At 41.9% G+C, this 15,684-nt stretch carries 14 protein-coding genes and 1 pseudogene; 2 read left to right on the top strand and 13 right to left on the bottom strand.

Translation table 11 applies throughout. From position 1 onward, the window contains the following. Positions 1–63: 63 nt before the first annotated feature. The 4 genes from FE785_RS00265 to FE785_RS00250 form a co-directional block, all read right to left on the bottom strand. Positions 64–483, bottom strand: a complete 420-nt coding sequence (locus tag FE785_RS00265) for a secondary thiamine-phosphate synthase enzyme YjbQ (protein WP_138563258.1) — start codon at positions 481–483, stop codon at positions 64–66. Between the two features lie 45 nt (positions 484–528). Further along, positions 529–1,755 carry an organoarsenical effux MFS transporter ArsJ gene (gene arsJ / locus FE785_RS00260; protein ID WP_138563256.1) on the bottom strand — a complete coding sequence of 409 codons (1,227 nt, stop codon included), beginning with the start codon at positions 1,753–1,755 and terminating at the stop codon, positions 529–531. A gap of 321 nt (positions 1,756–2,076) precedes the next feature. Next, on the bottom strand, positions 2,077–3,861 hold the full coding sequence (locus tag FE785_RS00255; RefSeq protein WP_138563254.1) for a Na/Pi cotransporter family protein: 1,785 nt from the start codon (positions 3,859–3,861) through the stop codon (positions 2,077–2,079). Positions 3,862–4,038: 177 nt separating this feature from the next. Further along, a complete protein-coding gene (locus tag FE785_RS00250) occupies positions 4,039–5,688 on the bottom strand; it encodes a 2-isopropylmalate synthase (protein WP_138563252.1) in 1,650 nt (549 codons plus the stop codon). Between the two features lie 167 nt (positions 5,689–5,855). On the opposite strand from FE785_RS00250, the gene FE785_RS00245 reads away from it, so the two are divergent. Then, on the top strand, positions 5,856–6,320 hold the full coding sequence (locus tag FE785_RS00245) for an Lrp/AsnC family transcriptional regulator (protein ID WP_138563250.1): 465 nt from the start codon (positions 5,856–5,858) through the stop codon (positions 6,318–6,320). Between the two features lie 8 nt (positions 6,321–6,328). Here the strand turns inward: FE785_RS00245 and FE785_RS00240 are convergent, their stop codons facing one another. Further along, the gene (locus FE785_RS00240) at positions 6,329–6,586 is read right to left on the bottom strand and encodes a hypothetical protein (RefSeq protein ID WP_138563248.1); all 258 of its coding nucleotides are present in this window, start codon (positions 6,584–6,586) and stop codon (positions 6,329–6,331) included. 483 nt (positions 6,587–7,069) lie between these two features. Between FE785_RS00240 and FE785_RS00235 the strand changes: the two are divergent. Continuing rightward, positions 7,070–7,450 (top strand): annotated as a pseudogene (locus FE785_RS00235) (chemotaxis response regulator CheY); the annotation flags it as partial. 174 nt (positions 7,451–7,624) lie between these two features. On the opposite strand, the gene FE785_RS00230 reads toward FE785_RS00235, so the two are convergent. From FE785_RS00230 to FE785_RS00195, 8 genes are all read right to left on the bottom strand, one after another. After that, positions 7,625–8,647, bottom strand: a complete 1,023-nt coding sequence (locus FE785_RS00230; RefSeq protein ID WP_238696280.1) for a YeeE/YedE family protein — start codon at positions 8,645–8,647, stop codon at positions 7,625–7,627. A gap of 257 nt (positions 8,648–8,904) precedes the next feature. Beyond that, complete coding sequence (locus FE785_RS00225; RefSeq protein WP_138565743.1) at positions 8,905–9,231, bottom strand: Na+/H+ antiporter subunit G; 327 nt, start codon at positions 9,229–9,231, stop codon at positions 8,905–8,907. Between the two features lie 18 nt (positions 9,232–9,249). Next, entirely contained in the window at positions 9,250–9,519 is a 270-nt protein-coding gene (locus tag FE785_RS00220; protein ID WP_138563244.1) for a K+/H+ antiporter subunit F, read from the bottom strand. After that, positions 9,513–10,004 carry a Na+/H+ antiporter subunit E gene (locus tag FE785_RS00215; RefSeq protein WP_138563242.1) on the bottom strand — a complete coding sequence of 164 codons (492 nt, stop codon included), beginning with the start codon at positions 10,002–10,004 and terminating at the stop codon, positions 9,513–9,515. The genes FE785_RS00220 and FE785_RS00215 overlap by 7 nt, the downstream gene beginning before the upstream one ends. After that, complete coding sequence (locus FE785_RS00210; protein ID WP_138563240.1) at positions 10,001–11,569, bottom strand: monovalent cation/H+ antiporter subunit D; 1,569 nt, start codon at positions 11,567–11,569, stop codon at positions 10,001–10,003. The genes FE785_RS00215 and FE785_RS00210 overlap by 4 nt, the downstream gene beginning before the upstream one ends. Beyond that, the gene (locus FE785_RS00205; RefSeq protein WP_138563238.1) at positions 11,569–11,967 is read right to left on the bottom strand and encodes a Na+/H+ antiporter subunit C; all 399 of its coding nucleotides are present in this window, start codon (positions 11,965–11,967) and stop codon (positions 11,569–11,571) included. The genes FE785_RS00210 and FE785_RS00205 overlap by 1 nt, the downstream gene beginning before the upstream one ends. Then, positions 11,968–14,811, bottom strand: coding sequence for a monovalent cation/H+ antiporter subunit A (locus tag FE785_RS00200; protein WP_138563236.1), 2,844 nt, complete (start codon positions 14,809–14,811; stop codon positions 11,968–11,970). 89 nt (positions 14,812–14,900) lie between these two features. Further along, the gene (locus tag FE785_RS00195) at positions 14,901–15,683 is read right to left on the bottom strand and encodes an MlaA family lipoprotein (protein ID WP_238696278.1); all 783 of its coding nucleotides are present in this window, start codon (positions 15,681–15,683) and stop codon (positions 14,901–14,903) included. Position 15,684: the final 1 nt, after the last annotated feature.

Below are 15,684 nucleotides of genomic sequence, written 5' to 3'. Positions count from 1 at the left end.
ATGCCCATCTAATTGAATATTTGTCTGGGCATTATAACGAGGCGTTAGAGGAACTTAAATACGTTATTCACCATGCAGAGTAATAACGATTTGACGCGCGCCACCGTCATTGCGGTGTTCACATAAATAGATGCCCTGCCATGTGCCTAAATTGAGTAATCCGTGGTGTATCGGGATGGAAAGTTCAAATCCGAGCACACTGCCTTTAAGGTGTGCTGGCATATCATCACTGCCTTCATAGGTATGGGTGAAATAAGGCTTATCTTCGGCGACTATGTCGTTGAAAAACGACTCAAAATCTGTTCTTACTGATGGATCGGCATTTTCATTAATCGTCAATGAAGCGGAGGTGTGCTTAATAAATAGATGCATCAAACCGACAGTATAGCCTTGCAGTTCGGGTAACTGATTAAGGATTTCCGAGGTAATAAGATGAAACCCTCTGCGTCGAGGCTTAAGGGTAATTGTTTTTTGAATCCACATAAAATTTCCTCAAAGATATCGGAACCAACAATTATAAAACACCCATCAGATTGCCGATTCCGTTCGACCTGGCTTTGCTTGCCAAACCAATAGAGCTGATAGCATAACAAAAATTGCTGAAGCCAATAAACAGATTTCCATACCATAATCTTGATATAGATAGCCGGATAACATCATCCCGGTCAAACGCCCTACAGCATTCGCCATATAATAAAAGCCGACCTCCTTTGAGGCACCGTCTTCATTGGCAGCGGAGACAATCAAGTAAGAGTGTACCGATGAATTCAGTGCAAATAATATCCCGAAGATCATTAAACCAATAACGATAATTAGCGATGCATTAGTAGTGACCGAGGTTAAGGGTTCTGCTGCCTGTATATTGATTAATTGCCAACTCATCAGCAATGGAATTAAGCCTAACACAAAAGCGAGTTTGGCCGCAGTTGTTGCATTAGGGTTTTGACGGTGACGCAAGATTTTAGGCGTCAGAGCCTGGATAAGTCCATAACCAATAATCCAAAAAGCCATATAGGTACCCACTGCTATATAACTCCAACCCAATGCGGATTGAAGATATAAGGGTAAAGCGACCGCAAACCAGATATCACGAGCACCAAACAAAAACAGTCTGGCGGCAGATAACCAATTCACCATAGCGGAGGGTGAAAACATCTCTTTAAATTTGGGTTTATTGCTCGCCTTACCTAATTGATTATCCAAACCGATAAAAGCCACAATAAAAGCAATCACTAACCATGCCACCATTAACCACAACGCATCAGCAAAACCGAACCATTCAAAGAGCATCGCACCGATTAGAAATCCAAGCCCTTTTAAGGCATTTTTTGAACCCGTTAACAAGGTAACCCATTTATAGAGCGTTCCATCTTTATCCGATGCCAAGCATTTAACCGAGCTTTTAGCGCTCATTTTGTTAAGATCCTTAGCAATCCCCGATATCGCCAGGGCACACATCACATAAGCCATTGTCAACCAACTTTGATCAACCGTTAACATCAACAATGCCAACATCTGTAGTGCCAAGCCACTTATCATCGTGATATGCAGACCACTACGCGCACCTATCCAACCGCCGATAAAATTCGTCACTATGCCGAAAATTTCATAAAACAAAAACAACAAGGCAATTTCTACCGGGCTGAAACCGATATGGTAAAAATACAAAAGTACCAACATTCGTAATGCGCCGTCGGTTAAAGTAAATGCCCAGTAATTTACAGTGACTAATAGATATTGTGATTGTGGGTTCATAAATTTTGACCAAGAATTCAGATTTACTAAGTGTACATTCAAAGACAAATAAACAGATTAATTTTTTATTGCGCTATCAACCTGTTTCACGTGGAACAAAAAAATTAGTTGTCTGAAAACAATCTTTCATAAATTCTATAAAAAATATCTAAAATAAAGCTCGTCACAGGACTTTTGTTCAGAAAATAGGCAAATGCATTAGTGATATATAGAAAACTTGATCAAGGTGTGTTTTTGGAAGCCGTTTTTTGAGAAGAATTGTTTAAAAATTAAGCAATCCAATTTAAAAAAAGAAATATGACAAAAACGGCTGAACAACAGCTAATCGACTTTTTGCGATTCACTAGGCGCTTCTGTTTTTTCATCGGATGCATTTTCCAGCTGCAATTGAGCGACACGTTTAGCCAAACTGTACAATTGTTTGAAACCTTCGATCAACTGCATCTCATTTCTGAAAATCGAAAGTCTTTCTTGTGAAGGTTGGAAGCGCTTGATCTGATGTTTAAGCGAATCCTTCAACAATAGATTGATAGTGCTTTCCATTGTTGTCGTCTGTAAAGCCAATTGATTGTCTTGCTTGTAAACCGACTGCAAACTATTGGTTACTGATTTCGCAACCTCATTGGTCAACTTACCGACCAATTCCAGCATGGTTGCACTGGGCTTTTGCTCGTTCTCAACCATGTTCTGTAGGACATTGAGAATATTGTTTTCAATCGCATCCAACATTGATTCCAAGCTATTGATTACAGACATAAGCAAGAGGAAATGTTCTTGCTCATCGGCGGTTAATTCGCTTTGTCCTACCCGCCCCAAATAACTTAATAAACTACGCTGGTAATTTCTAAACAGTTGGATATTGAGATTTTCTTTACTCAATTTATCAACCTGAGGTTTTTCAATCAATGAGACGATGCGATGATAAAACAGGTTTTGTTTCTGTTGATAATGTTCCAGTTCCAAATTAACCGCTTGCAGAGCCAAAGAAGGCGTATCGATAAAGTTTTCATCAAGAAAATCCGCTTGTAATGATTGGGTTTTTTCATCCTCCATAACCGGAACCAACCGATGTACCAATAGGACAAAAATCGGAATAAATGGTAGAAAAATAACCATACTGATCAGATTAAGAAGTGTATTGGCGTTTGCGATTTCACGAGGAGTATTTTCTGCAAGTAATAGAAAATTTTGGCCATTCTCAATCAAATCATGGTTGGAAATATAGGTCGCCATTTGCGCCAATTCCGGAATGAATGGCAGCCAGATCAAGACTGCAGAGATATTGAATAATACATGGATTAACCCGGTTCTTAATGCTTCTCGTGACTTACCAATTGTAGCCAGAATGGCTGTAATGGTAGTACCTATATTAGCGCCCATAGCTAAGGCAATACCAACAGGTAAAGTCAGAAAGCCGTTGCTGGCCATAACGATAATGACCCCGATTGTAGCGGATGAAGATTGTACCAAGGCGGTGAAAACAGCGCCCACCAAAATAGCCAGCAATGGATTCTGCATGGATAGCATAATATCCATAAAGGGTTGATAATCTCTTAATGGAGCCATCCCTTCACTCATCACATTCATACCGAAAAAGATCAAACCCAAGCCCATTATCAGTCGGCCAAAAGCGATTCGTCTTTTCAAGCTGGAAAAGAACTGAATGGCAAAACCGACCGCTAATAAAATCAAGGCAAAACTGGTGACTTTAAAGGCGATCATTTGTGCCGTGACCGTAGTACCTAGGTTGGCCCCCATGATTACGCCGGCTGCTTGCGTTGCTGTCATTAGCCCTGCCGAAACAAAACCTACCGTCAATACCGTCGTCACCGATGAGGATTGAATCACTGCGGTTACACCGGCACCAGTGACAGCGCCCATAACCCGGTTGGTAGTGAGGCGCGCCAATAAGGTCTTGACCTTATCTCCGGCAACCGTCAGCAAGCCCTTGATCATCAATTCCATACCATATAAAAACATCGCCAAACCACCAACCAGCCACATTGTCATGGTGAACCAATCCAGCTCTTTGACCGGTGCCTCCTGAGCGAAAACCGGGTTAGCCATGATTAACAATAAGGCAAAAATGACAGTGCTGTATTTCATAAATAAGCCTTTGATATACCTATGATATGAAGGGATAAATCAATAATAACCTTAAACTTTGCCTGATAATAGTTATCAATGATCGGTCATTGCTTTTTTTTTACTGCAACAGAGCAATAAAAAAGCCGCAACCCATAAAGAATTGCGGCTTCGCATGAAATTAAAAATAATAAGTTTTTAGGTCTTAAGCCCTTTCAAAACAGCCAATATCATTGCCGATAAGGAATCTTTTTCAATCGCTACAGAGACCTTTTTCTCGTTATCTACCTGTAAATAGAAATAGGCGATAGCCTTGGCGTTTTTACCACTATCATCATCATTCATATGAACGGCATGTTCTGCATAATCGATAATGTCTACATTCTGACCTGTTCGCTGCTGCCAAGCGTCGCATAATGCACTGATAGTACCATTGCCCTCACCGGTCCAGGTTTCACCGTCAACATCCAAACTCAATTTCTCGATTTCACCGTCCAGCTTCAATTGGAAGTTATTGACATCTATACGCTTTTCATCACAACCATAATGCCTAGTAAATGCTTGATAAAGGTCTTTATGACTGACAATACCACCCTGCTTTTCGGCCAGTTTTTGCGCCGTCGAAGCAAAGTCGATCTGAATCCATTTTGGTAGGTTCAAACCGTACTCCTGTTCCAACACAAAAGCGGAACCCGCTTTACCCGACTGGCTGTTAACACGGATAATCGCTTCATAATCGCGACCGATATCCTTCGGATCAATCGGTAAATAAGCGACATTCCATTTTTGATTATCGTCCTGTTTCAACAGACATTTGCGGATCGCATCCTGATGACTACCTGAATAGGCGGTATAGACTACTTCACCTACCCATGGGTGACGCATATGGGTTTTGATCTGAGTTACCTGCTCAACCACCGGAATCCAATCATTCGGTTTTGATAAATCCAATTGCGGATCAATACCTTCACTATAAAGATTCATCGCCAAGGTGACGATATCCATATTACCGGTACGCTCCCCATTGCCCAATAAAGTCCCTTCAATACGGTCGGCACCGGCCAGCAATGACAATTCTGCAGCCGCTACAGCACAACCTCTATCGTTATGGGTATGGATTGAAATCAACGCCGATTCACGATTAGGTAAATGGCTAATGAAATACTCTACCTGGTCGGCAAAACGATTAGGAGAAGTACTTTCAACGGTTGCCGGCAAGTTTAAGATACATTTGTTATCAGGCGTCGGTTGCCATACATCCATGACCGCCTGACAAACCTCAACCGCGTAATCGGTTTCCGTTTGCGAAAAACTTTCCGGTGAATATTGGAAAACCCACTCAGACCCCGGATGAGTTTGATCGGCTTTAATCGCATATTCCTGAACCCATTTCGCGCCCTGCACCGCCATCGCCTTAATTTCATCTTTGCTCTTTTCGAACACCTTTTCCCGCTGCACGATTGAAGTGGTGTTATAAACGTGGATGACAGCTTTATTGACGCCGATCAATGACTCATAAGTGCGCGCAATCAAATGTTCACGAGCCTGCACCAAAACCTGAACCGTGACATCATCGGGAATACGATTTTCTTCAATCAGACGACGTGTAAATTCAAACTCGGGTTCTGAAGCCGATGGAAAACCGATTTCGATTGTTTTGAAACCCATCGCCACCAACTGATCCCATAAAGCCAGTTTTTGCTCTACCGTCATAGGATTGGCCAGCGCCTGGTTACCATCACGCAGGTCAACGCTTACCCAGATAGGAGCTTTGCTTAAATGGTTGTTTGGCCATTGACGATTGGGCAAATCCGGCGTCGGAGTTCGCTGATACTTATTCGGGTTCATCACAATTTACTACTTCCATATTAGAACTTTGTGATTTATATTTTATTCGTTAGATACCCTAATTTTCTTGCAAAGTCTTGATATATTAAAAAATAAATAGCAATTAAATTTTAATTTATTAAAATAAGAAACAACTTTATTTATTAAAAAATGAAATTGGTGAAATCATGCAGCTGGATAACTACGATAAAGCGATTTTAAATACCTTGCAGAACAACGGCCGTTTAAGCAATCAAGAGATCGCCGATAAAATCGGCTTGTCACCATCGGCCTGTTTGAGACGCTTCAAAGCTCTGGAAGAAAGCGGCATGATTACCGGATATCGCTGTTTGTTGGATGCCAAGAATCTTGGTTTGGATTTGATGGCAATCATCAATATCGCCATGGACAGACACACGCAAGAACGCTTTGCTGAATTCGAAGAAACCATCAGCAAAATACCTAATATTTTGGAATGTTTGTTGATCACCGGACAAACTGCCGATTATCAATTAAAGGTATTGGTTAAGGATTTGGATGCTTATCAGGATCTGTTATTGAACCATATCACCCGCATTCCAGGCGTGACCGGTGTTTTGACCAGTTTTGTATTAAGAAAAGTAATTGATAAAACCGCTATTCCATTAGATTAGCGGACAACTTAATCTTTTTTCTTTTTGGCAAAACCGCCGTTTTTGGTTTTTGCCTTGAGATTCAGGTTTTCGACGATTTCCTTATAGTCTAATCCGGCCTTTTTCATTTCCACAAAACAGACCACGATTACCGCTATCGGATTAGGCACTTCATCTTTTTTCTTGTAAGACTGTAGATTCTTTTCACTGACTTTAATCAACTTACTGAACTTGGGCAATGAAATTTCAGCGTCTAACAAATGTTTTTTAAACTCGATAAAAGTCATAAAAATCCATTAACAAAATTAATCTGATAACAGTATATAAAATTCCTAAAAAGAAACCTAATATTAAGCGCTTGTTTAGATGCCAATATAGGTTAAACGGCAAAAATTTGTCAAAAACTCCTAAAATTTGTCTTTTCATCCTTAATAAATACCCATTGCGGTCGTTACAGCCAATCACAGACAAAAAAATCGATAAATTTTTCTATCAAACTTGAGTAAATACAAATCAACCCTCAAAAATCCTATTAAATTAGTATTTAAACCATTGTTTTTTTTGAACTAATTTAGTAAATTATTCGCTCTTTTTTTATACGGTTTACCGATTGGTAATTTTTTTATTGGCTGAAAAACACGCTAAATATTTGATCGACGGTAAAAAATATTTGCAAAGTCAAAAAGTTGGAACAAATCTAGCTAAGTTTTCTATTGCTATAGAGAAGATGCAATTTATAATATCGCTACACTAACGAGAAGCTGAATACCATGGCAATTGATAAAGACATAAATATATTAGTTGTAGATGACTTTTCTACAATGATCAGAATTGTAACGAACCTGTTAAAAGAGTTGGGTTTTACAAATATCGATGATGCAAATGATGGTTCAAAAGCATGGCCAATGATTCAGTCTGGTAAATATGACTTTGTAGTCAGTGACTGGAACATGCCGGAAATGACCGGCATCGAGCTTTTAAAACGTGTTCGTGCCGATGAAAACTTGAAAGACATGCCATTTATGCTGATTACTGCCGAGCAGAAACGTAGCCAGATTCTGGAAGCCGCTCAGGCCGGTGTCGACGGTTATATTGTAAAACCTTTTACCGCTGCGATTCTAAAAGAGAAAATCGACAAGATCGCGGAACGTAAAAGCTTGGAAAAACGCGGCGTCAAAATGAAAGCGCCTAGCGATGCCAACCGTCAGTTCGCCGAAGAACAGAAAGCCAAACTACAGAAAATGCTGGCTGCCATGCCTCCGGAAAAACGCGCTGCCTATCTGGCGAAACTAAAGCGTGAACAACACTCTTAAGTTTATCTTTGGTTAAGCCTTGACTGGCTTAGCCAATAGCATAAAACGCGCTCTGATCATCACTCCTAAAATATTCCCCAGTAAAGCGAACACCAACCAAACCCAACCGTGTAAACTTCCTGAAGCGACACCGCTGAACAAGGCACCTATATTACAGCCGGATGCCATTACCGCACCAAAACCCATAATCAAACCACCGATAATGCTCATAGCTGCTCCCAAAGCGGTAAATGGAACCTTCTTGCGTTTATCTAAAAGGGTCACTACCAGTGCTCCTAGAATAACGCCAAAGGTCGTCAAACTGACACTGTTTAAGACCCCTTGCTCAAAACTATTTCGATTTTGCTGTATAAAATCCCAAAAGAAAAAGTCTACAGGTAAGCTGACCCATTGCGCTAACTCTTTACCCCATAGAGGAAAGACAAAACTGATCGACCAGGGTTGGCCGGAAAAAGCAAATAACAACGCATTGAATATTGCCAATAAGACACCCGCTTTCAAGAAAGGATGTGCGAATTTAAACGACCACTTCTTTTCTGTCAGAGGGTTGATATAACGGTGTTTTTTATATTCAAAACGCAACAGAAACTTGTATAACAACAACAATATTGCCAGTTGTGCCAATAATCCTATTGGCCAACCCAATTGCTGCTGAAAAGCAACCGGTGCAACAGCAGGCAGCCATTGCCAGCTGTTGTAGGTATAGGCAGCGAAAGTTCCGCCTATAATCATAAAAAACAGCGTCAGAAAAGATAAAGGTTGAAGTTGCCCTACCCGATTCAAAGTACCGGAAGTACAGCCGCAACCTATCTGCATACCTATGCCAAAAATAAAGGCGCCTATAGGAATCGCTAAGGTTAGCGGCCTAATAAAACCGTTATAATCACCTTCATCCAATTCTCCTATCACCAACATTGGTGTAAATAACAAAATGGCGATCGCTAACATCCAAATCAAGGCACGAGCCCCTAAAGTGTCTCTATCAACAATCAAAGCACGAAAACTTGAGCTAAAACCAAATTGAAAATAGTTCAAAGTAGCACCCAAAAGGCCACCTAAAACAACGAGATATAATATATCAGTCGATAAAATCATAAGGTCTTGGGTTCCAATCCATATCATAAATTTTGTTAGGGTTATGGTATCAATAAAACTATTGACTCTTCCCATATTGTTTTATGGTGTGCATTGATAAGATTTATGTAAATTATCGCTAGTTATCCAAGTTCTGGATTTTTTCAAGATACAAAAAAACCGGAGAATACACCGGTTTTGATTGAGAAAATAGGCAATTATTGATTGTCTGATTGAATATTTTTGGTTTTTTGGCTTTGCCTGACTTGAATATGGATTGCCGCTTTCGCCATCAAATGAGCGCCGATAGGTGCCGTGATAAAAAGAAAAACTGTCACTAATATCTCATGCAGACTGATCGAGTCCTGCTTGAGACTGAAATATATCGCTGAAGCGATCAAAATAGCCCCTACACCTAACGTACTCGCCTTGGTAGGACCATGCAAGCGCATATAAAAATCAGGCAGTTTATAAAGGCCTATAGAACCCACTAAAGTGAATATCGCACCAATAATAATCAATAAACCCAATAGGATTTCTGTCATTTCAGTCATTTTCTGCCCTTATTCCATAATATCGCCACGAAGCAGGTACTTGCTCAAGGCAACGGTACCGACAAACCCCATCACCGCAATCAGTAATGCCGCCTCAAAATACAAATTACTGTTCAGATAAAGACCTGATAACACCAAAATGGCGATGCTATTGATATAAAGTGTATCCAGGGCGAGAATTCTATCCGGTAAACTCGGCCCTTTTATAAGACGATAAAAACTCAAAATCAAAGCTATTGAAATCAATAGAAACGCAATCTGCAAACTCAACTCTAACATGTTTCAAATACCTTTTTTAGGGGCTTTTCATAACGCTGTTTGATCTCATTGATGGTTGATTCAGGGTCGGATTCATGCAAGCCATGCACCAACAATATCTTCTTATCTTCACTCAAATCACATGAAACAGTACCAGGCGTCAATGAAATGGTATTGGCCAAAATACCGATTGCCAGAGGATTCTCTAAATCCAATGGGATATGCAAAAACTTAGGTTCCAAATTATGTTTATTGCCTAAAATCAGTTTAGCGACGATGACATTGGCAATCAAAATATCCCAAAGCACGATCACGACAAACTTAAATAATGTCGCTGGATATCGAATACACACCGATTCCGGCCAGAATTTCGAAGTCAATAACGGAATGACGATTGCCAGAACAGCACCAAGAATCATGTGGCCTGCAGCGAGCGTATTATTAAGTAATAACCAAACAAGCCATAGAACCAAACTCAAAATTGGATGAGGTAAAAAACGATTCATTGCACTAACTCCTTGTGGGGATTAGCGATTGTTTCAACCTGTAACACCTGCTGCTGATACAAATTTTGATCGAACACCTGGGTGGCAATTGATCTTGTCAATTGATGGAAATGATTTGCCCAAATCACCAGAATAATCGCTACTGATAATAGCCCTATAATTGAAGAAACCCCTTTTATATTGAGTGATTTAGGCGCTTCACAAACCGGCTTACCGTCCACAGTGTGACACTGCTCTTTCGGCAATACGTTATAAAATAGCAAAGATCCGGCTCTGGCAAGGGCGATAATCAACAATAAACTGGAAACCAGAACAGCCGCCAAAATCCAGAAAAAATCAGCATGATCCAAAGCCGCTGAAAGTACCAGTAATTTACCCATAAATCCGGATAACGGCGGTAAACCGGCCATAGCAATCGCAGCGACCATAAAAATACCACCCATCAGCACGGCATTCGGCATGGCATGCGCCTTGATGAAATTGTCTTCTGCCTCACCACGTCCCTGACGGATGAGATCGGCAATCAAAAACATGGCACCAGCTATCAAGGTAGAGTGAATCAGATAGAACAAAGTCGCGGCCATAGCTTCTTGACTGTGAATTCCAACACCAATCAATAAAGTCGATATCGAAGCCAACACCACATAAGCCACCTGTTCACGCAAGTTTCTCGATGCCAAAGCACCTAGCGCAGCTAAAACAAGAGTGATAATCCCCAACCATAAAACCCATGGAATATGAATAGCGGATAAATCGCCAGCTTGATCGCCAAAAAGCGTCCCGTGAATACGGATAATGGCATAGATCCCCACCTTGGTCATAATCGCAAATAGGGCGGCGACTGGAGCGGAGGTATTGGCATAAGCCTGAGGTAACCATAGATACAAAGGGAACATCGCCGCTTTAATACCGAAAACCAATAACAGCATCAGACCAGCCGCAGCCACCACACCTTGATCATCAGCCGATAGGTTCGCCACCTTAACAGCCATATCCGCCAAGTTGAGTGTACCTAAAATACCGTATAAGGCACCAACGGCAAACAAGAACAGGGTTGAACCCACCAAATTCAATGCAACGTAATGCAGACCGGCGCGGGTTTTCAATCGACCACCACCGTGAAGCAATAGACCATAAGAAGCTAGTAATAAAACCTCGAAAAATACAAACAGGTTGAATACATCGCCGGTCATAAAAGCGCCATTTAAACCGAATAACTGGATCTGGAACAACACATGAAAATGAGAGCCCTGTTGATCCACCTGTTGTCTGACCGCAAACCACATAGCGGCTAAGGCCAATAAAGAGGTCAACAAAACCATGGTCGCCGATAACTGGTCCAAAACCATGACGATGCCGAAAGGCGCCACCCAGTTACCTAATGCGTATACCTGTGGAGGCAAATCAAAAGCCACCATTAACGAATTGGCGTTGATTACCACTAAAACAAAAACCGCCAGAAAACTGATGGCTCTTTGCCATTTAAAACCGGCACTTTTGGCAAGCAATACAACAATAGCACTCAAAAGAGGCCACAGAACCGGTAGGAACGTCTCCAATAACATTAAAACTTACCTCCCGCTGATTGAGAAGCTTGTCTAGGTGGAACGGTCTCTTTAAGTGACTCTTCATCTTTCGCCAGATGAATGCCATCAACATGGTCATTACCTAACTCAGAACGCGCTTTAAGCGCCAGTACTATCAAAAACGCCGTCATACCGAACGCAATAACAATCGCGGTCAATACCAAAGCTTGCGGTAAGGGATCGGTGTACTGTGTCTGCACATCATTGATAACAGCAGGAATACCACTATTTAGGCGTCCCATAGTAAATAAAAACACATTAACCGCATAAGCCAACAACGTCAGACCTAATACCACAGGAAAAGTTCTGGCTCTTAATGTCAAAATTACACCGGCTGCCGTCATTATGCCAATGGCAATTGAAATCAACCATTCCATTTAGTGACTCCCTTTAGTTTCTTTTAATTGGGATTCAACAACACTCTGGTTTTTATGTGACAAGGTACTTAACTTGCCTAATTGAACCAAGCTCATAACAGTCGCACCCACTACGACCAAAAACACCCCTAAATCGAAAGCGATCGCACTGGCGATCTCAAACTCACCAACTATCGGCCAATGGATATGACTGAATGCGGATGTTAGGAATGGGTAACCCAAAGTCATCGCAACCAAACCGGTAGCGGTCGCGATTAATAACCCCAATCCGATCACCAAATGCATATCGGTAGTCAAACGTTTCTGTGTCCATTCGATACCGTTCGATAAATACATCACGATCAATGCGACGGAGGCGATCAAGCCGGCAATAAAACCACCGCCTGGCAAGTTGTGGCCACGTAAGAAAATATAGACAGCCACCAAAATCATCAATGGCATCATCAAACGCGTGAAAGTCTGCAGAATCAGCGGATGGGCATCCTTATTCCAGATTCGTCCCTTGATATCATTGCTCGGAGCCGGCAACGCCAATCCTTGCAACATCGCATAGATCCCTAAACCGGCCAAAGCCAATACGACGATTTCACCCAAAGTATCAAAACCACGGAAATCGACCAGAATCACATTGACCACATTGGTTCCGCCACCGCCAGGGACACTATTATTGAGGAAATAATAAGAGATAGGATCAAACTCACGACTCAATACCATCATGGTGAATAATGTCACCCCAATCCCGGAAACCAGAGCCAGAAGCAAATCCCTGGCAAGTCTTGTCTTACCAACTTCTTTCGGTGTACTTTGCGGTAAAAAGTACAAAGCCAGCAACAATAGAATAATGGTGACAATTTCCACCGAAATTTGTGTCAAGGCCAAATCCGGTGCCGAAAACTTAATGAAAATCAGCGCAATCACTAAACCGATAACACCAATAACCACCAGACTGACCATACGTTTTCTATGCCAAATAGCGGTTACCACACTGGCGATTACCAGCAATGAAACGATGATAACGCTGACCATATCGACAGGCATCAGTTGACGTTGTCCCAACACGGCGCTGTCGAAAGCGAAGAAACCATAAGCTGTGATGACTATCGAAGCGAAAATGATCCATGCCGCGGCATTCTGAAGAGAACCTTTATCAAAGGATCTGGTCACTTTGACACTGAATGCCAATAGATACTCCAAGGCTCTCATAAAATAAGCCTTGGCGTTGATGTGTTCATGACGTTCATAACTCGCAATCAAGACATCACGTTTGAAGTAAATCCAAGCTCCTACCGCCAGAGCGATAGCACTCATCATCAACGGTAAATTAAAGCCATGCCAAATAGCCAGACTGTATTCTGGCGGAGCGCTCTGCAAAGCTCCTATCACGGCGATATCCAGAATCGGCGCTACGGTGAACATCGGCAAGATTCCTACTGCTAAACAGACTATCACCAACAGATCCACCGGTATCTTCATAAAACGTGGTGGCTCATGAGGCTGTTTGGGTAAATCGACCGGCTCGCCATTGAAAAACACATCATGAATAAATCGCAAAGAATAGGCGACTGAAAAAATTCCACCAATCGTCACCAATACCGGAATTGCCCAAGTGTAAATCGATTCCGTGGATGCGCTCACCGCTTCTGCAAAGAACATCTCTTTACTTAGGAAACCATTCAACAAAGGCACGCCAGCCATCGCAAGAGAAGCAATAATCGCCAGTGCGGCGGTATGAGGCATATATTTAATCAGGCCGTTGATTTTTCGCATATCTCGTGTGCCGGTTTCGTGATCGATAATGCCGGCCACCATAAACAACGAAGCTTTAAAAGTGGCATGATTGATAATATGGAAAATGGCTGCGACGGCCGCCAATTGAGTACTAAAACCAAACAACAGGGTAATCAATCCCAAATGACTGATGGTTGAATAGGCCAACAACCCTTTCAAGTCATGTTTGAACAGTGCGGTATAAGCGCCTATCAACAAAGTGATCATCCCGGCACCGCCGACTAACCATATCCAGATATCCGTACCTGACAAGACCGGAAAAAACCTGGCCAAAAGGAAAATACCCGCTTTGACCATGGTGGCCGAGTGTAAATAAGCCGATACTGGAGTCGGAGCCGCCATCGCATGCGGTAGCCAGAAATGGAACGGGAATTGCGCCGACTTGGTGAATACCCCCAAAAGAATCAAAATCAAAGTGATTTCATAAAGAGCATGATTACGAATCAATTCGCCTTGAGATAAAATATCGCTTAGCTGATAGCTACCGACGATGTGACCCAGTAACAACACCCCACCAAGAAGTGCCAAACCACCGGCACCAGTGATTGCCAAAGCCATTCTGGCGCCTTCGCGCGCGTCTTTGCGGTGTTGCCAATAACTGATCAGTAGAAAAGAAGTGATTGAAGTCAATTCCCAGAAAACAATCAACTGCAGAACATTTTCGGATAGGACAATACCGAGCATCGACCCCATAAACATCATCAGATAGGCATAAAACCTGCCCATAGAATCTTTTTTGGCCAAATAATATCGGGCATAGATAACGACCAACAAACCGATAATCAGAATCAACAGGGCGAACAATAAAGCCAAACCATCAAGGCGGAAGGCAAAGAATAGACCTATATTTTCTAACCACGGCCAACTTTGTATCAAAGTATGACCGGAGAACACCTGCGATATTGACGGAAACAAAAATGCCAGGCTCAATAGCGTTACAAAACCACTAACATAAGCAGCAGCCAAGCGATTAAATTTTCCGGCATAAGCGGCAACAATGGCTCCCAAAAATGGCAGTAATACCACTATCGGAAGATTGAATGCTAAAAGGTTCATAACACTATTAACCCATCATAAATTAAATTTATAGAGCGTAAAGAATACTAGAAACTGCTTTTTAGTCAATCGCTATGCTTTGATTTTAATTATTCAAAATTAAAATCATCCAGTGCCGGTTGTGGTGGCTTACCATCATAAATCAAATTGGTTCTATGCTGCAGATAGCTCTCACGGCTAAAGACATAAGGATCCGGCTGATTTTTAATATCATCAATCAAATTGACCACTTTCGAATATTGGATGAAACCGTCTGTCATGTAGATCAGACGACGTTCGCCTTCATCAGCTTCGATCCAATTGATATAGACCGGGTCATAACTGGAATCAACCAAGCCACCGGTTAATTCTCGAGTCGTGAAAGGGCCGACAAACGGTAGAACCAGATAATTACTTTCTGTCCACATACCCCAAGTGTATAAGGTCTGGCCCAAATCTTCGTTTTTTGCTTCTAGACCGGCCGGTTCGGCAATATCCAAAATACCAAATAGACCAAAGGTTGAGTTAATGGTAAAACGCATAATTTCTGACAAACCGTCTTCTACCTTGCCTTGCAAGAAACAATTAACGGCAGAAATAGGTGTCGACAGATTATCAAATACATTACTCACCCCGGTTCTCAGCGGTTGCGGCACAACATTGTTGTAGGCATTGGCGACCGGTTTACCGATGGAATCATTAAAAGCCATATTAAAAGCGAACATGGAACGGTTGAAACCTTCATAAGGATCAACACTATTCATCGGCTCAGCCTTAACGGCTTGCTGCTGTAAAGAGTTATCGGTTTGAGCGACAGCGTTTGAGGCGGAGACAAGCACCGCAGTCCCCATAGCTACCGACAAGATGGATTTTTGAAATACAGCCTTTTTCATA

Source organism: Thiomicrorhabdus sediminis, from assembly GCF_005885815.1.
GTDB classification, from domain to species: Bacteria; Pseudomonadota; Gammaproteobacteria; order Thiomicrospirales; family Thiomicrospiraceae; genus Thiomicrorhabdus; species Thiomicrorhabdus sediminis.
This window is presented reverse-complemented; position numbering and strand designations above follow the sequence as displayed.